This window comes from Methylobacterium sp. A54F (genome assembly GCF_053346035.1).
Genome location: NZ_JBKFBF010000024.1, coordinates 1 through 19,477, shown reverse-complemented (window position 1 = coordinate 19,477; position 19,477 = coordinate 1). Strand labels below are relative to the sequence as shown.

General features: G+C 70.8%; 17 protein-coding genes, 3 tRNA genes and 1 pseudogene. 15 read left to right on the top strand and 6 right to left on the bottom strand.

Annotated features, from left to right (window positions below; all coding sequences use genetic code 11):
- Positions 1 to 146: 146 nt before the first annotated feature.
- Positions 147 to 1,466 carry a UDP-glucose dehydrogenase family protein gene (locus ACLBXP_RS24625; protein ID WP_447670470.1) on the bottom strand — a complete coding sequence of 440 codons (1,320 nt, stop codon included), beginning with the start codon at positions 1,464 to 1,466 and terminating at the stop codon, positions 147 to 149.
- Positions 1,467 to 1,641: 175 nt separating this feature from the next.
- Positions 1,642 to 2,085 carry a PaaI family thioesterase gene (locus ACLBXP_RS24620; protein ID WP_447670469.1) on the bottom strand — a complete coding sequence of 148 codons (444 nt, stop codon included), beginning with the start codon at positions 2,083 to 2,085 and terminating at the stop codon, positions 1,642 to 1,644.
- A 60-nt stretch (positions 2,086 to 2,145) separates the two neighbouring features.
- Between ACLBXP_RS24620 and ACLBXP_RS24615 the strand changes: the two genes are divergently transcribed.
- Positions 2,146 to 2,733, top strand: coding sequence for a CoA-binding protein (locus ACLBXP_RS24615; RefSeq protein ID WP_447670468.1), 588 nt, complete (start codon positions 2,146 to 2,148; stop codon positions 2,731 to 2,733).
- Positions 2,734 to 2,844: 111 nt separating this feature from the next.
- Here ACLBXP_RS24615 and ACLBXP_RS24610 read toward each other — a convergent pair.
- A tRNA-Val gene (locus ACLBXP_RS24610) sits at positions 2,845 to 2,919 on the bottom strand.
- Between the two features lie 188 nt (positions 2,920 to 3,107).
- Here ACLBXP_RS24610 and ACLBXP_RS24605 point away from each other — a divergent pair.
- The 4 genes from ACLBXP_RS24605 to rpsI all read left to right on the top strand — a co-directional run bounded on the left by ACLBXP_RS24605 (position 3,108) and on the right by rpsI (position 7,508).
- Positions 3,108 to 4,169 (top strand): hypothetical protein, encoded by a 1,062-nt coding sequence (locus tag ACLBXP_RS24605; protein WP_447670467.1) that lies wholly within the window; start codon positions 3,108 to 3,110, stop codon positions 4,167 to 4,169.
- 13 nt (positions 4,170 to 4,182) lie between these two features.
- On the top strand, positions 4,183 to 6,360 hold the full coding sequence (locus ACLBXP_RS24600) for a glycosyltransferase family 2 protein (RefSeq protein WP_447670466.1): 2,178 nt from the start codon (positions 4,183 to 4,185) through the stop codon (positions 6,358 to 6,360).
- A gap of 198 nt (positions 6,361 to 6,558) precedes the next feature.
- Positions 6,559 to 7,020 carry a 50S ribosomal protein L13 gene (gene rplM / locus ACLBXP_RS24595; protein WP_447670465.1) on the top strand — a complete coding sequence of 154 codons (462 nt, stop codon included), beginning with the start codon at positions 6,559 to 6,561 and terminating at the stop codon, positions 7,018 to 7,020.
- Positions 7,021 to 7,022: 2 nt separating this feature from the next.
- Positions 7,023 to 7,508, top strand: coding sequence for a 30S ribosomal protein S9 (gene rpsI / locus ACLBXP_RS24590; RefSeq protein WP_447670464.1), 486 nt, complete (start codon positions 7,023 to 7,025; stop codon positions 7,506 to 7,508).
- Between the two features lie 103 nt (positions 7,509 to 7,611).
- On the opposite strand, the gene ACLBXP_RS24585 is transcribed toward rpsI, so the two are convergent.
- Positions 7,612 to 8,142 (bottom strand): hypothetical protein, encoded by a 531-nt coding sequence (locus tag ACLBXP_RS24585; protein ID WP_447670463.1) that lies wholly within the window; start codon positions 8,140 to 8,142, stop codon positions 7,612 to 7,614.
- 211 nt (positions 8,143 to 8,353) lie between these two features.
- On the opposite strand from ACLBXP_RS24585, the gene argC reads away from it, so the two are divergent.
- The 9 genes from argC to ACLBXP_RS24540 all read left to right on the top strand — a co-directional run bounded on the left by argC (position 8,354) and on the right by ACLBXP_RS24540 (position 16,572).
- Positions 8,354 to 9,307 (top strand): N-acetyl-gamma-glutamyl-phosphate reductase, encoded by a 954-nt coding sequence (gene argC, locus ACLBXP_RS24580; protein ID WP_447670462.1) that lies wholly within the window; start codon positions 8,354 to 8,356, stop codon positions 9,305 to 9,307.
- A gap of 66 nt (positions 9,308 to 9,373) precedes the next feature.
- Positions 9,374 to 9,853: a nuclear transport factor 2 family protein gene (locus ACLBXP_RS24575; RefSeq protein ID WP_447670461.1), complete on the top strand. Its 480-nt coding sequence runs from the start codon at positions 9,374 to 9,376 to the stop codon at positions 9,851 to 9,853.
- 465 nt (positions 9,854 to 10,318) lie between these two features.
- Entirely contained in the window at positions 10,319 to 10,858 is a 540-nt protein-coding gene (locus ACLBXP_RS24570; RefSeq protein ID WP_447670460.1) for a MucR family transcriptional regulator, read from the top strand.
- A 70-nt stretch (positions 10,859 to 10,928) separates the two neighbouring features.
- Positions 10,929 to 11,005: transfer RNA gene (locus tag ACLBXP_RS24565), tRNA-Arg, on the top strand.
- A 116-nt stretch (positions 11,006 to 11,121) separates the two neighbouring features.
- A complete protein-coding gene (locus ACLBXP_RS24560; protein WP_447670459.1) occupies positions 11,122 to 11,721 on the top strand; it encodes a cysteine hydrolase family protein in 600 nt (199 codons plus the stop codon).
- A gap of 100 nt (positions 11,722 to 11,821) precedes the next feature.
- Positions 11,822 to 13,555: a ubiquinone-dependent pyruvate dehydrogenase gene (gene poxB / locus ACLBXP_RS24555; protein ID WP_447670458.1), complete on the top strand. Its 1,734-nt coding sequence runs from the start codon at positions 11,822 to 11,824 to the stop codon at positions 13,553 to 13,555.
- Between the two features lie 94 nt (positions 13,556 to 13,649).
- Complete coding sequence (locus tag ACLBXP_RS24550; RefSeq protein WP_447670457.1) at positions 13,650 to 14,393, top strand: (Fe-S)-binding protein; 744 nt, start codon at positions 13,650 to 13,652, stop codon at positions 14,391 to 14,393.
- Positions 14,390 to 15,979 carry a lactate utilization protein B gene (locus ACLBXP_RS24545; RefSeq protein ID WP_447670456.1) on the top strand — a complete coding sequence of 530 codons (1,590 nt, stop codon included), beginning with the start codon at positions 14,390 to 14,392 and terminating at the stop codon, positions 15,977 to 15,979. The genes ACLBXP_RS24550 and ACLBXP_RS24545 overlap by 4 nt, the downstream gene beginning before the upstream one ends.
- Positions 15,976 to 16,572, top strand: coding sequence for a LutC/YkgG family protein (locus ACLBXP_RS24540; protein WP_447670455.1), 597 nt, complete (start codon positions 15,976 to 15,978; stop codon positions 16,570 to 16,572). Before ACLBXP_RS24545 ends, ACLBXP_RS24540 begins: the two co-directional genes overlap by 4 nt.
- Before the next feature lie 607 nt (positions 16,573 to 17,179).
- Here ACLBXP_RS24540 and ACLBXP_RS24535 read toward each other — a convergent pair.
- Positions 17,180 to 17,256 (bottom strand) — tRNA-His (locus ACLBXP_RS24535).
- Between the two features lie 145 nt (positions 17,257 to 17,401).
- Here ACLBXP_RS24535 and ACLBXP_RS24530 point away from each other — a divergent pair.
- The gene (locus ACLBXP_RS24530; RefSeq protein WP_447670454.1) at positions 17,402 to 19,279 is read left to right on the top strand and encodes a chloride channel protein; all 1,878 of its coding nucleotides are present in this window, start codon (positions 17,402 to 17,404) and stop codon (positions 19,277 to 19,279) included.
- On the opposite strand, the pseudogene ACLBXP_RS24525 reads toward ACLBXP_RS24530, so the two are convergent.
- Positions 19,276 to 19,477, bottom strand: a pseudogene (locus ACLBXP_RS24525) (1-deoxy-D-xylulose-5-phosphate synthase); the annotation flags it as partial. The gene ACLBXP_RS24530 and the pseudogene ACLBXP_RS24525 overlap by 4 nt on opposite strands.

Here is a 19,477-nt window from a genome sequence, read left to right as displayed (position 1 = left end):
GACCCCGAGTACCTGCATGAGAGCAGCGATCCGGGCGGATTTTAGGGCGGGATCGTGGAAGCGCGAAGGCGGGCCGGGACCCGCCCTTCAACCGCACTCCCGCGGGCGCTTCAGGTCGGTACCGGACACGACGTCGCGGCACTCGGTCAGCCGGCTTCGGGCACCGGGCGGCCGACGCTCACGTAGCGGAAGCCGTGGCGGCGCATATCCTCGGCGTTGTAGACGTTGCGCAGGTCGACCACCACCGGTGCGTGCATACAGCCCTGCATCCGGCGCCAGTCGAGGGCCCGGAAGGCGTTCCACTCCGTCACGATGACGAGGGCGTCCGCTCCTTCCGCGCATTCGTAGGGGTCGCCCGCGTAGGCGACATCGGACAGGAGGGCGCGGGCCTGGTTCATGCCCTCGGGGTCGTAGGCCCGCACCCGCGCGCCGGCGTCCTGCAGCCCCGCGATGATGGCGAGCGCGGGCGCGTCACGCATGTCGTCGGTGTTCGGCTTGAAGGTCAGGCCGAGGACCGCGATCGTCTTGCCCCGCACCGCGCCACCGCAGGCCTGGATCACCTTGCGGGCCATGGCGCGCTTGCGCTGGTCGTTGACCGCCACCACCGTCTCGACGAGGCGCACGGGCGTGCCGCAATCCTGCGCGGTCTTGACGAGGGCCAGCGTGTCCTTGGGGAAGCAGGAGCCGCCGTAGCCCGGCCCGGCGTGGAGGAACTTCGCGCCGATGCGGTTGTCGAGGCCGATGCCGCGCGCGACTTCCTGCACGTCGGCGCCCACCTGCTCGCAGAGGTCGGCGATCTCGTTGATGAAGGTGATCTTGGTGGCCAGGAACGCGTTGGCGGCGTACTTCGTCAGCTCGGCCGTGCGGCGGCCGGTCAGCAGGATCGGCGCCTGGTTGAGGAAGAGCGGCCGGTAGACCTCGCGCATCACCTCGGCGGCGCGCTCGTCCTCCGCACCGATGACGATGCGATCCGGCCGCTTGAAGTCGCCGATCGCGGCGCCCTCGCGCAGGAATTCGGGGTTCGAGGCGACCGCGAAGGCCGCGTCCGGACGGGCCTCGCGGATGATCCGCTCCACCTCGTCGCCGGTGCCCACCGGCACGGTGGACTTGGTGACGACCACCGCGTAGCCGGTGAGCGCGCCGGCGATCTCGCGCGCGGCGGCGTAGACGTAGGACAGGTCCGCGAAGCCGTCCCCCCGGCGGGAGGGGGTGCCGACGGCGATGAACACGGCATCGGCATCGGCCACCGCCTCGCGCAGGTCGGTCGTGAAGGTGAGGCGCCCCTGGCGGACGTTGTCGGCCACGAGCGCGTCGAGCCCGGGCTCGAAGATCGGGATGCGCCCGGCCTGGAGGGCGTCGATCTTGGCCGGATCTTTGTCCACGCAGACGACGGCATGGCCGAAATCGGCGAAGCAGGCGCCCGAGACGAGGCCGACGTAACCTGAGCCGATCATCGCTATACGCACGGGAGATCCTCGCTCGAATCCGGGGCCGCGGGCGGGCGATCCCGCGCTCGCTGCGCCGCACTCTTAGCGGGGAACCCGCACGCCGAACAATCCCGCGCCGGGCTGCCGTGCGGGGGTGGCGGTCCCACCGTTCGGGGCGGGGAATACCCGAAATGGGGGAGCTTGACGGCGCGGATCAGGCCGCGGACCGGCCCGGCGGGATCGAGTAGGTGCCGGTGGCGTGGCAGACGAGATCGTCGGCCTGCAGGATGCGGACCTCGCCCACCGCGAGCCGGCGCCCGAGCTTCAGGAGGCGCGCCTCCGCCACGAGGCCGTGTGGGCCGGGCCGGCGCAGGAAGTTGAAGGCGAGGCTCGTCGAGACCGCCAAGCCGACGGGCCCGATGCTCGCGAGGATCGCGGCGTAGAGGGCGTAGTCGGCGAGCGCCATCATGGCCGGCCCGGAGACCGTGCCGCCGGGACGCAGGTGGCGCGCATCGTGGTCGAGGGAAAGGCGCGCGCCGTGCATCCCGACTGCCTCCAGGCGGAAGTTGCCGCCCGCGCACATCTGCGGGAACTCGCGGTCGAGGAAGGCGACAACCTCGGCGAGGCTCATGCGGGGCGGTTCGGTCAGGGTCGGCATGGATGCCTTGCAGCACGCGGGCGGATCGCCGACAAGGCCGGACCACAGGGCTGTAAGATCATGATGCCGAGCCTCGAACAGGCGCCGGAGGGCCTCGCCACCCGGCACGACCGCTACCCCGACGCGACGATCCGGGCGATCCTGCAGGACACGCGCTCCATCGCCCTGGTCGGCGCCTCCGCGAACCCGGCCCGCCCGAGCTGGATCGTCCTGAAGTACCTGCTCGACCGCGGCTACGCGGTGACGCCGGTGAACCCAGGCCTCGCCGGCCAGGAGCTTCTCGGACGCCGGGTGGTGGCGAGCCTCGCCGAGTTGCCCGGGCCGGTCGACATGGTCGAAATCTTCCGCAACGCGGAGGCCGCCGGGCCCCTGGTCGAGGCGGCGCTCGGCCTCGATCCCGCGCCGAAGGTGATCTGGATGCAGCTCGGCGTGCGCAACGACGCGGCTGCCGCGCGGGCGGAGGCGCGGGGCCTCACCGTGATCATGAACCGCTGCCCGAAGATCGAGTACGGCCGGCTCTCCGGCGAGATCGGCTGGACGGGAGTGAATTCGCGGGTGATCAGCGCGCGCAAGCCCGTCCTGGCGGGTCGGGGCGTGCAGAAGCTCACGATCGCGGATCGCGGTGGCCCACGTCCGGTGCGGGATTAGGGCCAGAACTCGCAACGCCGCCGGGCGGGTCCTGCCGCGGAGCCCCGGCGATCGGAAACGAAAAAGGCTCCCGGTCGGGAGCCCTCCTCTCACATCATCCAGGGAACTGGATGGTGGGCGCGACAGGGATCGAACCTGTGACCCCTACCATGTCAAGGTAGTGCTCTCCCGCTGAGCTACGCGCCCGTCTCGGAGCCGTCCGACCCCGTGAGGTGGCGCGTCATAGCCGCTGCCGCGGGGGAGGCGCAAGCCCAAACTTCACGGACGCGCCGGATCCGGCGCAGGCCTGTCGCCGCGGCACGCGGGTCGCTGCACGTCGGCGCGAAAATGCGCTATGGCCGCGGTTCGCGGCGGCCGGCCATGCAAGACGGGACATGCGGTTCTTCATCGACTTCGACACGGGTGATCGCATCCGGGGCTGGGTGGTCCCGGACAACCCCCTCGCCATCAGCCGGGTGCGCGTCGTTGCCGACGGGCGGCACCTCGCGGAGGTGGCGGCGACCGACACCGACGAGACGTTCCGCCGGAACGGCTGGCACGCGACCGGCCAGTGCACCTTCGAGATCGGGGAGGCGGTTGTGCCGGGCCTCGCGGGGATCCCCCGGCTCGAGGTCTACGACGCCGATACCAACGTGCTGGTCCATCGGCGCCGACCCGCGGCCGGGCTGCTGCAGAGCCGGCTGTGCCTGATCAACACGAGCATCCAGCCTGAGGACACGATCCAGGGGCTCCTGTACCCGTTCTTCCAGCAGAACTACTTCGGGGTGTCGCGGCTGAACGAGGAAGTGATGCGCTGCGTCCTCGGCAACCCGACGGTCACCTCGAGCTTCATCTCCGGCGCCCTGGTGATCCCGCGCTACGAAGGCATGCTCGCACCCGAGTTCGTGCTCACCACCATCCTGATCCACGACCCCTACATCGAGATGGCGACCCGTCTCGCCTGGCTGCGGGCGCGGGCGGACATGGCGCAGAACCCCGACCAGTCCTGGCGCCTCGGAGCCCTGGCGGAGGCCGCCCGCTTCGTGGCGGACTACGATTTCGCCGATCCGAGGAGCCTCCGGCGCCTGTTCCGCATGCTTCCGGAGCCGGCCTACCACCTGCTCTACAACCCGCTCACCCGCCAGCTCGGGACGCGGCTGCCCGACGACCGGCTGCAGCCGGGCAACTCGATCGTGGCCATCGAGATCCTGTCGCGTGTCGGGATCGTCGGCCACCGCACCTATTTCCAGGCCTTCGTGGCGACCCTCCTCGACCAGCTCGGCATCGAGGCGGAGGTGCCCCAGCCGCCGCCGATCCCGGCGGAGGTCCAGGCGCTCGCGGAGCGGCTGCGCGGCGTGAAGGGCGTCGAGGAGATGCTGGTCTTCGACGTCGCCATGTCGGACGCGGTCCTCGCCTCGATCTCGAAGAGCTGGGACAGCACGGATCCGGACCGTTGACGGAGCAGGTCCCGTGAGCCCGCCCGGCGCGAGCGGGCTCGCGGCGAGCCTCGTCGGATGGGCGGGCGGGCGGCGCCCCCTCGCGGTCGCGGCGGTGCCGGAAGGCTGGCGCCTCGAAATTGCGGGCCTCGGGCTCGACGGGCGCTGGATCACCATCACCCTGCGCGAGCCCGGCAGCGGCGCCGCGGCGGGCGTCCTAATGAGCCTCGTCTCGGGCGCGCCGGACACCGCCCCGGCGCGATCGCTTCTGGAGGAGGTGGCGCGCGGTGGCGGCGCCTTCGCGTGGACGGGGCGCCTTCCGCGGCACGTTCGCAGCCTGCACCTCGCACGCCTGAGCGCCGATGCGGCCCCGGAGCGCCTCGTGATCCGCCGGCGCAGCCGCGTCGCCCTGCTCCTGCTGGGCCTCTTGCGCGCGCCGCGCCTCGCGGGTCGTGCGCTCGGCTGGCGGATCCTCGGCAAGCGCCTGCGGGCGCAGACCCTGCTCGACCGGGCCCTCCGGCACCGGGCCCGGACCGGCTACCAGGCCTGGATCCGGCGCCACGACACCTTGAGCGACGCGGACCGCGGTCGCATGCGCGCCGCGGCCGCCGCCTGGGCTGATCCCCCCCGCATCTCTGTGCTGATGCCGGTCCACGACCCCGATCCCCGGGTCCTGGAGGCCACCCTGGCCTCGGTGCGGGCCCAGCTCTACCCGCACTGGGAGCTGTGCGTCGTCGACGACGCCTCGACGGATCCGCGCATCCCGGCGCTCCTCCGGCGCCATGCCGCCGAGGAGCCGCGGATCCGGCTGCAGCGGCGGGCCGAGAACGGGCACATCGCCCGCGCCAGCAACGACGCCTTCGCGCTGGCGACGGGCAGCTTCGCGGCCTTCCTCGACCACGACGACGTGCTGGCGGAGGGAGCGCTCTTCGAGGTGGCCCGGGCGATCCGGGCCGAGCCCGACCTCGTCCTGATCTACACCGACGAGGACAAGATCGACGCGGCCGGCCACAGGTTCGAGCCGCACTTCAAGTCGGGCTTCGACCGGGAGCTTCTGTACGGGCAGAACTACATCAACCATCTCACGGTCGTCCGCACCGAGGCCCTGCGCGCCCTCGGTGGGCTGCGGCCGGGCTTCGAGGGCAGCCAGGACCACGACCTGCTGCTGCGCCTGACCAGGGGGCTCGACCGTGCCCGCATCCGCCATATCCCGAAGGTGCTCTATCACTGGCGCGCGGCCCCCGGCTCCGGCACCTTCTCGGACCGGGCCCTCGCGCGGGCGGAAGCCGCGCGCCTCGCGGCACTCGCCGAGGTCGTCGCCGGCACGGATGCCCGGGCCGAGCGCGGCCCCCTCGGCTTCAACCGGCTGATCCGCCCCCTGCCGCGGCCGGCCCCCCGCGTCTCCGTCGTCATCCCGACCCGCGACCGTGCCGACCTCCTCCGGGTCACCCTGCACGGGCTGCTGCGGTCGACCGACTACCCGGACATCGAGATCGTCGTCGTGGACAACGACAGCCGCGAGGCGGCGACCGCGGCACTCTTCGCGGACCTTGCCCGAGAGTCGCGGCTTCGGGTGGTGGCGGCGCCCGGCCCCTTCAACTTCTCCGACCTGTCGAACCGGGGCGCGGCGGTCGCGAGCGGGCCCGTCCTCCTGTTCCTCAACAACGACATCGAGGTCACCGAACCCGGGTGGCTCGCCGAGATGGTCGCGATCGCCTGCGAGCCGGACGTCGGTGCGGTCGGCGCCAAGTTGCTCTACCCGGACGGCAGCCTCCAGCACGGCGGCGTGATCCTCGGCATCGGCGGCGTGGCCGGGCACAGCCACCTCGGCCTGCCCGGCGAGGCGCCCGGCTACTTCGCCCGGATGCAGCTGACCCAGGAGACGTCCGCCGTCACGGCCGCCTGCCTCGCCATGCGGGCGGAGGTCTTCCGCGCGGTCGGCGGGTTCGATGCCGAGGCCCTGGCGGTGGCCTTCAACGACATCGACCTCTGCCTGCGAGTGCGACGGGCCGGATACCGCATTGTCTGGACGCCGCATGCGCGCCTCGTCCACCATGAATCGAAGAGCCGCGGCGCGGAGGACACGCCGGAGAAGCGGGCGCGCTTTGCCGCCGAGGTGCGCGTGATGCTGGAGCGCTGGGGGCCGGAGCTGCGCGCGGACCCGTACTACAACGTCAACCTGTCGCGCCGCACCGGGCATTACCGGCTGTAGGGCGGTTCCCTGCTTTGCGGTATCCCGGTACCGCGCAGATGAAGTTCTTCGAAAATCTCAGGTTTTCGCCTGCGAGGCGACGTCTTCGCGCTTGACGTCGTCGGCCGCCTCGCCTAGAGAGCCGCCATCGCCGCTGCGTCCCCGGACGCGGCGGCGCCTCGTTTTTCGAGCACCCCACGCACGCCACGGGACTTGGCCATGAAGACCACTTCGCTGAAGCCCGCCGACGTCGACAAGAAGTGGATCGTGATCGATGCGGAGGGCCTGGTCGTCGGCCGTCTCGCCTCGATCGTCGCGATGCGCCTGCGCGGCAAGCACAAGGCCGCGTACACGCCCCACGTCGATTGCGGCGACAACGTCATCGTCATCAACGCCGAGAAGGTGAAGTTCACCGGGCGCAAGTACGTCCAGAAGAACTACTATCACCACACCGGCTACCCGGGCGGCATCAAGGAGCGCTCGGCCAAGTACATCCTCGAGGGCCGTTTCCCCGAGCGTGTCGTGGAGAAGGCCGTGGAGCGCATGCTCCCCCGCGGGCCGCTCTTCCGCCAGATCATGGGCAACCTCAGGGTCTACAAGGGCACCGCCCACCCGCACGAGGCCCAGCAGCCGCAGACGTTCGACGTCGGCGCCCTCAACCGCAAGAACGTGAGCGCTTGATCATGGCGACCCTTCAGTCCCTCGCCGACCTCAACCGGTCGAATGCCGGCGCCTCCGACACCGCGAACGAGGCCCCCGTGCACGTGCAGAAGCTCGATGCGCAGGGCCGGGCCTACGCCACCGGCAAGCGCAAGGACGCGGTCGCCCGCGTCTGGATCAAGCCCGGCAACGGCACGATCACCATCAACCAGCGCCCGGTCGAGACCTACTTCGCCCGTCCGGTGCTGCGCATGATCCTGCGCCAGCCTCTGCAGATCGCCAACCGCGTCGACCAGTACGACATCGTCGTGACGGTGGCGGGCGGCGGCCTCTCGGGCCAGGCCGGCGCCGTGCGCCACGGGCTGTCCAAGGCCCTGACCTATTACGAGCCCGAGCTGCGCGCGCCCCTGAAGCGCGAAGGCTTCCTGACCCGCGACGCCCGCGTCGTCGAGCGCAAGAAGTACGGCCGCAAGAAGGCTCGCCGCAGCTTCCAGTTCTCGAAGCGCTGAGCCTCCGGCACCTGCCAAGACGAAACAGGGCGGGCCCGCATGGGCCCGCCCTGTTTCGTTTTACGATGCGGCCGGGACGCGTCGCCCCGGCGGGCCCGTCCGATCAGGCGTGGAGCGCGCGTTCCAATTCGCCCTTCGACATCTTCGAGCGGCCCTTGATGCCCGCCTTCTGCGCCTTCTTCATCAGGTCGGCCTTCGTCGCGCCGGAGGCCGCTTTGCCGGAGGATTTGCCCGAGGACGATTTGCGGGCCGCCGCGGCTTTCTTGGCTACGTCCTTCGGCTGCTGCGAGAATTGCTTGCCCTTGGCGGTGTCCGCGCGCTTCTTGTCGGTGGAGCGGGCGTACTCCTTGTCCGAGACCGCGTCCCGCGCCTTCTTGGGCAGGTAGCGCTCGCCGGTCTTGCCGCTCTCCTTGCCCGACTTCGTGCCCCACTCCTCGGCGGTCCACTGCTTGAGGTGGTTGTCGTCCGGCTTCTGGCCGGCGTAACCCCCACCCTCCTTCTTGTACTCCTGCGTCGCCATCTGAGCCTTCCGGGCCGACCATTGCCCGGGCTTGCCGCCCTTCGATGACTTCGTGACCTTGCCCTTCACCTTCTCCCAGAGCTTGGGATCGGTCTTCTTGGCCGTCTCCGTCATGATCTGAACTCCGCTAATGGATTTGCCGGTCAACAGAACCCTCTCGCAGGAGTTCCGGCGGCGAACCGTCACCTGTGGACAGATCCGGGCCCGGCGTGCCGCGCCCGGCCGTCTCCGGGCATTGACTTCGCGCGCTCGGGCGGCCACCTCGCGGCGTGTCCGCGGCGGCGCACCATCGCGCCGCGTCGACGCCCTGAGGGATGTGTGCGCGATGAGCGAAGCGAACGGCGCCTCCGGCCGGCCCACGGTCTTCATCGACGGCGAGGTCGGCACCACCGGCCTCGGCATCCGGGAGCGCCTGGAGCGCGAGGGCCGCGTCGCGCTGCGCTCGATCCCGCACGAGAACCGCAAGGATCCGGAGGCCAAGCGGCGCCTCCTCGCCGAGGTCGATCTCGTCGTCCTCTGCCTGCCGGATGCCGCCGCGCGGGAGACGGTGGCGCTCGCCGACGCGCTGCCGGGCGGCGGCCCCAGGATCCTCGATGCCAGCACCGCCCACCGGGTCGCCCCGGGCTGGACCTACGGCTTTCCCGAGCTCACCCGAGAGCAGGCCGGCGCGATCCGGGCCGCGCGGCGCGTCGCCAACCCGGGCTGCTACCCGACCGGCGGGATCGCGCTGCTGCGCCCCCTGGTGGAGGGCGGCCTGATCCCCGCCGATTTCCCCATCAGCATCAACGCGGTGAGCGGCTACAGCGGGGGCGGGCGCACGATGATCGAGAGCTACGAGGCGGGCACGGGCCCCGCCTTCGAGATCTACGGGCTCGGCTTTGCCCACAAGCACATCGCAGAGACGCAGGCCTATGCCGGCCTGACCCGGCGGCCGATCTTCATCCCCTCCGTGGGGAACTTCCGCCAGGGCATGCTGGTCAGCATCCCCCTGCATCTCGATGCCCTGCCGGGCCGCCCCGGTGCTGGCGATCTCGAGGGCGCCCTGCAGGACTGGTACGCCGATCAGCCCCTGGTCGGGGTCGTATCGGGGGCGACCACGGGCGAGCACCGCGAGCGGATCGAGCCGGAGGCGCTGAACGACACCGACCGCCTGGAGTTGCGCGTGTTCGGCTCGGACGAACACCGGCAGGCCCTCCTGGTCGCCCGGCTGGACAACCTCGGCAAGGGCGCGTCGGGCGCCGCCGTGCAGAACATCGAGCTGATGCTCGGTCTCGCCTGAGGCGGCCGGGCCAGTCTCCCGCACGCACCCATCGGCTACGAAGCCCTGTACCGGAGCCCTGCCACGATGTCGGACGCCCCCGAGACCCGCCCGCCGCTACCGCCCTTCACCGCGGAGAGTGCCGCCCGCAAGGCGCGGGGCGCGGAGGATGCCTGGAACACCCGGGACCCGGAGCGGGTCTCCCTCGCCTACACGGCCGACAGCTGGTGGCGGAACCGCTCGGAATTCCTGAGCGGGCGGCCCGCGATCGTGGCGTTCCTGACGCGCAAATGGGCGCGCGAGCTGGACTACCGCCTGATCAAGGAGGTCTGGGCCTTCCACGAGAACCGGATCGCGGCGCGCTTCGCCTACGAGTGGCACGACGCGGCAGGCCAGTGGTTCCGCTCCCACGGCAACGAGCAGTGGGAGTTCACGGAGACCGGCCTGATGCGGCGGCGGGAGGCGAGCATCAACGACGTCGCCATCGCGGAGGCGGACCGAAAGTTCCGCTGGCCGCAGGGCCCGCGCCCGGCCGACCATCCGGGCCTGTCTGACCTCGGCCTCTGATCGGCCCGGGGCGCGTCGGCCCCCGGCCCACGACGCCCTCTCTGCGATGCTCTCCCGATCTGCGCCTGACGGCGCGGGATCGCGCACGCCTGTCCGCCCCGCGCTCGGTCCGGGCACGCGCGACGGGCACTCCATCGGCTGCGAAGCGGCGCCGTGGCAGGACCTGTCGGGTCGCGTCGGGGTCGTTCGGCCTTTTGAACGCTTCTCGCTCAGCAGCAAGTGCATTGTGCACATTCCCGCTTTTGCGATCATTCTCACGAGCGATTCGCGCCCAATCCTCCGAAATGCGCCCGAGTTTCGGTCGAAACGCATGATATTGCTGACTCGCAGGGCCCATATCGACAGCGGGCACTCATTTATCCCGCAACGAAGTTGGCTTCGACGCACCTTACATCTTGCCGGTCGAAAGATTTGAGCTTACGGTTCAGAAGATCATCAAACCTATCGAACCATGGCATGTAGAACATGAGTGAAACCGACAGCGGCAAGGGCCGGTTCATCACCCTGACGGCCGATATCGTCTCAGCCTATGTGAGCAACAATCATGTTCAGAGCGCGGAGTTGCCGAAGCTCCTGAGCGATGTGCACGAGGCGATTTGCGGCGTCTCGGCAAGCGCCAACGCCGCGTCCGAGGCCGGCCCCGCCAAGGCGACCGCGCAGGAGATCCGCCGGTCGGTCACGGCCGACTACCTCATCAGCTTCGAGGACGGGAAGCAGTACAAGACGCTTCGCCGCCACCTGACCCTGCGCGGCCTCACGCCGGAGCAGTACCGCGCGAAGTGGGGCCTCGCGCCCGACTATCCGATGACCTCGCAGAGCTATTCGGAGCAGCGCTCCGAGCTCGCCCGCGCCCTCGGCCTCGGCCAACAGCGCCGCAAGAGCGCCGCCAAGTCCGTCGCCGAAGAGCCCGTGGTGCAGGGCAAGGCGGAGGATCCGGCGGGCGAGGCGGCCGAGGCGGGGCCGAAGAAGCGGCGCGCGCCGGCCCGCAAGAAGAAGGACGCCTGACACCGCATCCGGGCACCGCGCCCTCGGGTGACTCATCGGCGGTGCCTTGCTAGAGGAGGGCGGCGCGCGAGACTCCGTAGCTCAGCTGGATAGAGCAGCCGCCTTCTAAGCGGCAGGTCGTAGGTTCGAGCCCTACCGGGGTCGCCAGCGCGGATGGGGCACCCCCAACAGTTCGGGCCCGGCGAGAGTCGTATTGACCCCGGGCGCCCGAGCGCGTCCCCTCGCGCGCAAGGCGGATCGACCGCCGCGGAGGACGCCCGAACATGACCGAACTCAAGACGCTGCGCGGGCTCTCGGGGCTCAGCCCGGAGCCGGCGCGCCTGTCCGGCTCCGCCCTCGTGATGATCGACCTGCAGAACACCTACCGCGAGGGCGTGATGCGCCTCTCCGGCGTCGAGGCGGCCATCGTAGAGGCGCGAAGCCTCCTCCTGCGGGCCCGCGCCGCGAGCATCCCGGTCTTCCACGTCCGCCACGATGCCGGGGCGGGGTCGCCCTACGACATCGCCGCGCCGGTCGGCCAGATCAGCGATGAGGTCGCGCCCGAGGGGAGCGAGCCCGTGATCACGAAGGCCTATCCGAGCTCCTTCGTGGGGACGGACCTCGCGGAGCGGCTGGACCGTGCGGGCGTCAAGGACGTGATCCTCGCAGGCTTCATGACCCACATGTGCGTGAACTCAACCGCCCGAGCCGCCTTCAACCACGGTCTGCGGCCGACCGTCGTGGCGGCGGCCACCGCGACACGCGACCTGCCCGGGCCGGACGGCAGCGTCGTGCCCGCCGGACAGCTGCAGGCCGCGAGCCTCGCGGCCCTGTCCGACCTGTTCGCCGTGGTGGCCGGGCGGGCGGACGACATCCGCGATTGAGGGCGAGCGGTCGCTTCCGGCGGCCACCGAGCGGTTTCCGCGCCCGCACCGGAACCGGACGGACCGGTTCGTGTTCGGCCGATGGGCACGGAGACCAACCATGGCCACACACAACGTCGCGGACCTCGTCGTCGAAACCCTGCAGCAGGTCGGTGTCCGGCGCATCTACGGCGTCGTCGGCGACAGCCTCAACGCGATCACGGAGGCGATCCGCTCGCGCGGCGTGATCGACTGGGTCCATGTCCGCCACGAGGAGGCCGGCGCCTTCGCGGCCGGGGCCGAGAGCCAGATCACCGGGTCGCTCGCCGTCTGCGCGGGGTCCTGCGGCCCGGGTCACGTCCACCTGATCAACGGCCTCTACGATTGCCACCGCACGCGCACGCCGGTGCTGGCCATCGCCGCCCACATCCCGTCGCCGGAGATCGGATCCGGCTTCTTTCAGGAGACGGATCCGAAGCACCTGTTCCGCGACTGCAGCCATTACTGCGAGCAGGTCTCGGACCCCTCGCAGCTGCCCTACGTCCTCGAGAACGCCGTGCGGGCGGCGATCGGCCAGCGGGGCGTCGCGGTCGTGGTGATCCCCGGCGACGTCGCCGTGAAGGAGGCGCCACAGCGCGCCATCGCGCCGAACCCCGGCCTCGTGCCGCAGCCGCCCCTGGTGCGCCCGGCCGACGCGGAGCTCGATGCCCTGGCGGGCCTGCTCAACGGCTCATCGCGCATCACCCTGCTCTGCGGGCGCGGCTGCGCCGGGGCGCATGCCGACCTGCTGCGCCTCGCCGAGGCCCTGAAGAGCCCGATCGTGCACGCGCTCGGCGGCAAGGAGCATGTCGAGCACGACAACCCCTACGACGTCGGCATGACGGGGCTGATCGGCTTTTCCTCGGGCTACGCGGCGATGCACGCCTGCGAGACGCTTCTGATGCTTGGCACCGACTTCCCCTACAAGCAGTTCTACCCGGCCGACGCCAAGGTCGCGCAGATCGACCTCCGGCCGGGGCAGCTCGGGCGCCGCTGCCGCCTCGACCTCGGCCTCGTCGGCGATGTCGGCGAGACGATCCGCGCACTGCTCCCGAAGCTGACGCCGAAGAGCGATCGCACCCACCTCGACGCCGCGCTGAAGCACTACGTCAAGGCGCGCGAGGGGCTGGACGAGCTCGCGACGGGCAAGCCGGGGCGCAAGCCCATCCACCCCCAGTACCTCGCGCGCGTCATCAGCGATGTCGCGGCGGACGACGCCGTGTTCACGGCCGATGTCGGGACCCCAACGATCTGGGCCGCCCGCTACCTGAAGATGAACGGGCGCCGTCGCCTGATCGGGTCCTGGGTCCACGGCTCCATGGCGAACGCCATGGCGCAGGGCCTCGGCGCGCAGGCAGTCGACACGGGGCGCCAGGTGATCTCGCTCTCCGGCGACGGCGGCTTCGCCATGCTGATGGGCGACCTCCTGACCCTGCGCCAGGAGGGGCTGCCCGTGAAGGTCGTGGTGTTCAACAACGGCTCCCTCGGCTTCGTCGAGATGGAGATGAAGGCCGCGGGCTATCTCGAGACGGGCGTCGCCCTGGAGAACCCGGACTTTGCCGCCGTGGCGCAGGCGGCCGGCCTGTTCGCGCGGCGCGTCGAGGACCCGGGCGAACTGGAGGCGGCAGCGCGGGAAGTCCTGGCCCATGACGGTCCCGCGCTCCTCGACGTGGTGGTGAACCGGCAGGAGCTCTCGATCCCGCCGAAGATCGACGGCCAGCAGGTGAAGGGCTTCAGCCTCTACGTGCTGCGGGCGGTCATGAGCGGACGCGGTGACGCGGTGCTCGACCTCGCCAAGTCGAACCTGATCCGCTAGACCGGCCGCTCAACCTTCGAGTCATTCCAGCCTGGGCGCCGGAGCGGCCGGGCACCGCGCCACGCTGCCGGCGCGGGCTAGGGCGGGTGCTGCCATGCGCGTCGGACTGTTCGTGCCGTGCTACGTCGACGCTTTCGAGCCGGAGGTCGGCGTGGCGACCCTGGAGCTGCTGGAGCGCTTCGGCCTCGACGTCGCGTACCCGTTCGACCAGACCTGCTGCGGCCAGCCGATGACCAACACTGGCTGCCACGCTGAGGCTGCCGCCACCGAGGCGCTGTTCGTCAAGAATTTCACGGGTTTCGACTACGTCGTGGCGCCGTCGGGGAGCTGCGTGCAGCAGGTGCGCAAGCACCTGACGGCGATCCCGCAGACCGACGAGGTCCGGAAGGTCCGCGAGAGCACCTACGAGCTCGTCGAATTCCTGCACGACGTCCTGAAGGTCGATGCCTTCCCGTGGGCCGAGTTCCCCCACAGGGTCAGCTACCACAGCAACTGCAACGCGCTGCGCGGGATCGGGCACGCCCGCCCGAGCGAGCTGAACCTGCCCTACTTCTCGAAGCCGCGCGATCTCCTGTCGAAGGTCCGGGGCGTCGAGTTCGTGGAGATGGCGCGGCCCGACGAGTGCTGCGGCTTCGGCGGCACCTTCTCGGTGTTCGAGCCCGCGGTCTCGGCCAAGATGGGTTACGACAAGGTGACGGACCACGCCCGCGCGGGCGCCGACTACGTGGTCTCGGCCGATTCCTCGTGCATGATGCATCAGAAGGGCTGCGCGGAGCGCCTCGGCCTGCCGCTCAGGTTCATCCACATCGCCCAGGTCCTCAACGGAGCCGCCGCATGAGCGCATCCGAACTCAACCCGGAACCGCCCCGCGAGCGCCTGCTCAACCCGGAGGTCGCCCGGACCGCCGACGAGAGCGAGCGCGGCCAGGACGGCACGCGCCTGCAGCACGCGGAGGGCGCGCGCCGGCCGATCAGTGCCGAGCCGAAGGCTGCCCTCGCCCGTGAGCCGCAGCCGAGGGGCGCCGTGATCCGCGGCAACCGCCCGATCGACCAGGGAGAGGCGGCCGAGCGGTTCCTCGCCGCGCCCCTTCACCAGAAGGCCCATGACGAGCGCCTGTGGGACCTGCGCCGCAAGCGCGATACCAGCGCCCACGGTATTCCCGAGTGGGAGGAACTGCGCGAGCTCGCCTCGCAGATCAAGGCGCACACGCTGGCGAACCTCGACGAGTATCTTGAGACGTTCGAGGCGAACGCGCGGGCGAACGGCGTCCACGTCCACTGGGCGAAGGACGGCGCCGACCACAACCGAATCGTCCTCGGCATCCTGCGCGACCACGGCGCGCGGACGCTGGTGAAGTCGAAATCCATGCTTACCGAGGAGTGCGGCTTCCGCCACTTCATGGACGCCAACGGCATCGAGGTGATCGAGACCGACCTCGGCGAGCGCATCCAGCAGCTCGACGGGGAGGAGCCGAGCCACGTCGTGGCACCGGCCGTCCACAAGACGCGCCTCGACGTCGCCGAGGTCTTCGCCCGCACCCTCGGGACCGACCCCGAGAACGACGACGCCCACTACCTCGCGGAAAGCCAGCGCGAGACGACCCGGCCCTACATCCTCAACGCCGATGCGGGCCTCACCGGCTGCAACTTCGCGGTGGCCGAGACCGGTACCGTGGTGACCTGCACCAACGAGGGCAACGCCGACCTCTCCGGCAACGTGCCGCCCCTGCAGATCCACTCGATCGGGATCGAGAAGGTGATCCCCCGGGTCGAGCACCTCGGGGTGTTCCTGCGCCTGCTGTCGCGCTCGGCGCTCGGCTCCCCGATCACCCAGTACACGTCGCACTTTCGCAAGCCCCGGGCGGGGACCGAGATGCACATGGTGCTGGTCGACAACGGCCGCTCGGAGCGGCTCGGGATGGAGGAGTTCTGGACCTCCCTCAAGTGCATCCGCTGCGGCGCCTGCATGAACACCTGCCCGGTCTACAGGCGCTCGGGCGGGCTCTCCTACGGGGCGACCTATTCGGGGCCGATCGGGCTCATCATCGACCCGACCTTCAACAAGCGCAAATACTCGACCCTGCCGTTCTCCTCGACCATGAACGGCTCCTGCACCAACGTCTGCCCGGTGAAGATCAACATCCACGAGCAGATCTTCGCCTGGCGCAAGGTCCTGGCCGAGGAGCACGAGATCCCGCTGATCAAGAAGGGCATGATGAAGGCCGCCGGGCAGGTCCTGAGCCGCCCCGCCGCCTACCGGGCCGCGATCGGCGCGGCCGACTCTGCCCTGAAGCACCTGCCGCGCTTCGCCGTCTACAACCCGCTCAACACCTGGGGTAAGGCGCGCGAGATGCCCGAGGCGCCCCGCGAGACCTTCCACGCCTGGTACAAGCGCAATCGCATGAGCCGGGAGAGCGCGAAGTGAGTGCCCGCGAGGCCATCCTCGACACCATCCGGCGGAACCGCCCGGCCGGCACTTTCCCGCTGCCGACCGTTCCCGACTTCGCGCCGCTGGTGGGCGACGACCACGTGGCCGAGTTCGGCGAGCGCCTGAAGCGCATGGGTGGCCACCTCGTGGTCGCGCCACCGGGCAGCGATCCCCTCGGGCCCGTGCGCGAGCGCCTCGCCGGCGCCCCAGTCGTCGCCTCGGCGGTCCCTGAGGTCACCGGCAACCGTGACCTCGCCGCGGTCGCGAACCCGCGCGATCTCGCCGACGTCGACGTGGCGGTGGTGCGCGCGGTGTTCGGGATCGCCGAGACGGGCTCGGTGCTGTTCACGCAGGACGAGCTGCGGGTGAACTCGGTGGCCTACCTCGCCCAGCACCTGATCGTCCTGCTGGACGTCGCGGACATCGTGGTAAACGTCCAGGCCGCCTATCGGCGCCCGGAGTTCGGACGGGCCGCCTACGCGGTGCTCCACACCGGCCCCTCTGCGACCGCGGACATCGAGGGCGTGCTGATCCACGGCGCGCAAGGCGTGCGCTCGCTCACGGTCGTGCTCGTGCCGCGGAGCCACTGACTCAGTCTCGGTCCGTCACATCGAACGGCAGAAGGGCCGGGTTGCCCCGGCCCCTCGCGTTCTCGATGCGCTGCGTCGCCCTCAGCGGGCGCCGGCAGCCCCACCCGCGCCCGTGGCACCATGCCCGGCTGCGCCGTGACCCGCGCCCATGGATCCATCGTTGCGCGTGCCGACCGCGCCAGCACCTGAGGGCTGCGTCGTCACGGTCGAACCGGTCGTCGCCCCGCGCGACTGCGTGTCGGCCGCCGACGAACTCGTGGTCGAGCCGCCCGCGACATTGCCGCCTGAGCCGTTACCGCCGGGGGCGCCCTGCGCCCAGGCGGCTCCCGACAGAGCAAGGGAGAGAGCGGCAGCCGTCAGAGCAGATTTCATCGGCATGGGTTGTTTCCTCATCGTTGGCGTTGTGAGGTTGATAACCTGCCGCCGCACCGGAAGTTCATAAATCATCGCGTCGTTTTTCTTGGCCCCGCGACAGCAAGGATGTGTCTTCGCAAGCTGAGCGATTGCGTTTCGGTCAGCTCGCCCGCGTTCGAGCGACCCCGCGGCGAGGGAACGAAAAAGGGGTCGGCGCTCCCGCCAACCCCTTCGCGATGCACAGAGAATTCGATGGTACCACCGCCCCGGCTCGAACGGGGGACCCCTAGATCCACAATCTAGTGCTCTAACCAACTGAGCTACGGCGGCACGCGGGGGCGATGTATCCCGGGCGGGGCGTCATTTCAAGCGTCCTCTGCGCGGGATCGCCCGCCTGTGGACGCACCTGCCCCTGCGCTCGTAAGGATTGAGGCGTGCCGCATCCCGTTCATTCCATCCCGACGCCTCCGATCCGATGAGCGCCAGCCCGCAGCGGGCCACGCGCGACGGCGCGGCCCGGCCGGCGCGCAGGCGCCGCTTCCTCCAGGGTCGCAGCCTCTTTCAGGCGCCCGGTGCCCTGCGGGTCCTGGTGCGCGGCAACGAGGTCGGCCTCGTCCTCCTCGCGGCGGTGACGGGCTGCATCGCGGGCCTCGGCGTCGCTGGCATGAGCGCCGCCACGCAGGCGCTGCGGGAAGTCCTCTACGGCCTGCCGCACGGCGCCCGTCTCAGCGCCACAGCGGATCTGCCGCCGCTGACGCTCCTCGCCGGGCCGACGATCGGGGGCTTGCTGCTCGGCCTCCTGATCTTCGCGGCCGGGCGGGTGCGCGGCCCGCGCAAGCGCCCCGTGATCGACCCGATCGAGGCGAACGCCCTCCATGGCGGCCGCATGTCGCTGCGGGATTCTCTCTACGTCGCCGTGCAGAACGTGATCTCGAACGGCGGCGGCGCCTCAGTGGGGCTGGAGGCCGGCTACACGCAGCTCAGCGCCGGCATCGCGTCCCGCCTCGGCCTCGCGTTCGAACTCAGGCGGGGGGACCTGCGCACGCTGGTCGGCTGCGGCTCGGCGGCGGCCATCGCGGCGGCCTTCGAGGCGCCCCTGACGGGTGCCTTCTACGCCTTCGAGCTGATCATCGGCACCTACTCGATCGCCACCCTGACGCCGGTGGTGGTGGCCGCCCTCTGCGGCAGCCTCGTCGCCCACGCGCTCATCGGCGCCGCGCCGCTCGTGGAGGTCGAGGGCCTCAAGGCCATCACCACCTCGACCATCACGAGCGCCGACACCCTGCCGAGCCTCGCCCTCGGGCTCCTCTGTGCGGGGCTCGCCATCGTCGTCATGCGCGGCGTCACGCTGGTCGAGCAGGGCTTCCGCGCCACCGGCCTGCCGCGGGCGGTCGGCCCGGCCCTCGGCGGCCTCTGCGTCGGTGCTCTCGCCGTCGCCACGGCGCCGCAGGTGTTGTCCAGCGGGCACGGGGCGCTGCACCTCCACTTCACCCAGGCCGGCATGCCGGAGGGTGCCATGGCGCTCGCCGTGCTGTTCGCCGCCAAGGCGACCGCGTCAGCGATCTCGATCGGCTCGGGCTTCCGGGGCGGCCTGTTCTTCGCCTCGCTGTTCCTCGGCGCCATCGCGGGCAAGCTCTTCGCAACCGTGGGCCCGATGCTGGTGCCGGGGCTCGACGCCTTCGGGCTGACGCCGCTCGCCTACGGGGTGATTGGCATGAGCGCCTTCGCGGTGGCGGTCATCGGCGGCCCGCTGACCATGACCTTCCTGGCGCTCGAGGCGACGGGAAGCTTTCCGGTCACGATCCTGGTGCTCGTGGCCGTCATCGCCTCGTCGCTCACGGTCCGGAAGACCTTCGGCTATTCCTTCGCGACCTGGCGCTTCCACCTGCGCGGCGAGAGCATCCGCAGTGCCCACGACGTCGGATGGATCCGCACGCTCACGGTGGGACGCCTGATGCGCCGGGACGTCCGCCCGGTTCCCCTGGACACGCCTCTGCCGGGCTTCCTGCGCGCGCACCCCCTGGGGTCGCCCTCGCGGGTCGTGGTGGTGGACGGGGAGGGGCGCTACGCCGGCATCATACTCGTGCCGGAGGCCCACGCGGCGGCCCGCGAGGCGGGGCACGAGGAGCCGCGCCTGGCCGACGTGCTGCGCTACCCGGACACGTTCCTCACGCCCGAGATGAACGCCAAGGAAGCGGCCGCGGCCTTCGATCGCGCGGAGAGCGAGGCGCTCGCCGTGTGCGAGGGCGGGTCCCGGACGGTGATCGGCCTCCTCACGGAGAGCCACACCCTGAAGCGCTACAGCGAGGAACTGGACCGTCAGCGCCTCGCCATGCTGGGGGAGGGGAGCTAGCCCCTGCGGGGACGCCGGTTGACGCTGACGACGTTGTCGCCCCGCACCTCCTGAACCGGCAGCGCATCGGTGACGGCCTTGAGGATGCCGGCGGCGTCGAGGCCGGCCTCGGCGTACATCCGGTCCGGGCTGTCGTGGTCCTGGTAGGCGTCCGGCAGCGTCAGCGTCCGCACCCGGACCCGGCCCGCGTCCAGCGCG

What these genes read in the sequence shown, in the direction of transcription:
- ACLBXP_RS24620 (WP_447670469.1), bottom strand. Translation starts at nt 2,085, where the DNA reads ATGCCGACCCTGACCGAACCGCCCCGCATGAGCCTCGCCGAGGTTGTC.
- ACLBXP_RS24615 (WP_447670468.1), top strand. Translation starts at nt 2,146, where the DNA reads ATGATGCCGAGCCTCGAACAGGCGCCGGAGGGCCTCGCCACCCGGCAC.
- ACLBXP_RS24605 (WP_447670467.1), top strand. Translation starts at nt 3,108, where the DNA reads ATGCGGTTCTTCATCGACTTCGACACGGGTGATCGCATCCGGGGCTGG.
- rplM (WP_447670465.1), top strand. Translation starts at nt 6,559, where the DNA reads ATGAAGACCACTTCGCTGAAGCCCGCCGACGTCGACAAGAAGTGGATC.
- rpsI (WP_447670464.1), top strand. Translation starts at nt 7,023, where the DNA reads ATGGCGACCCTTCAGTCCCTCGCCGACCTCAACCGGTCGAATGCCGGC.
- ACLBXP_RS24585 (WP_447670463.1), bottom strand. Translation starts at nt 8,142, where the DNA reads ATGACGGAGACGGCCAAGAAGACCGATCCCAAGCTCTGGGAGAAGGTG.
- argC (WP_447670462.1), top strand. Translation starts at nt 8,354, where the DNA reads ATGAGCGAAGCGAACGGCGCCTCCGGCCGGCCCACGGTCTTCATCGAC.
- ACLBXP_RS24575 (WP_447670461.1), top strand. Translation starts at nt 9,374, where the DNA reads ATGTCGGACGCCCCCGAGACCCGCCCGCCGCTACCGCCCTTCACCGCG.
- ACLBXP_RS24570 (WP_447670460.1), top strand. Translation starts at nt 10,319, where the DNA reads ATGAGTGAAACCGACAGCGGCAAGGGCCGGTTCATCACCCTGACGGCC.
- ACLBXP_RS24560 (WP_447670459.1), top strand. Translation starts at nt 11,122, where the DNA reads ATGACCGAACTCAAGACGCTGCGCGGGCTCTCGGGGCTCAGCCCGGAG.
- poxB (WP_447670458.1), top strand. Translation starts at nt 11,822, where the DNA reads ATGGCCACACACAACGTCGCGGACCTCGTCGTCGAAACCCTGCAGCAG.
- ACLBXP_RS24550 (WP_447670457.1), top strand. Translation starts at nt 13,650, where the DNA reads ATGCGCGTCGGACTGTTCGTGCCGTGCTACGTCGACGCTTTCGAGCCG.
- ACLBXP_RS24545 (WP_447670456.1), top strand. Translation starts at nt 14,390, where the DNA reads ATGAGCGCATCCGAACTCAACCCGGAACCGCCCCGCGAGCGCCTGCTC.
- ACLBXP_RS24530 (WP_447670454.1), top strand. Translation starts at nt 17,402, where the DNA reads ATGAGCGCCAGCCCGCAGCGGGCCACGCGCGACGGCGCGGCCCGGCCG.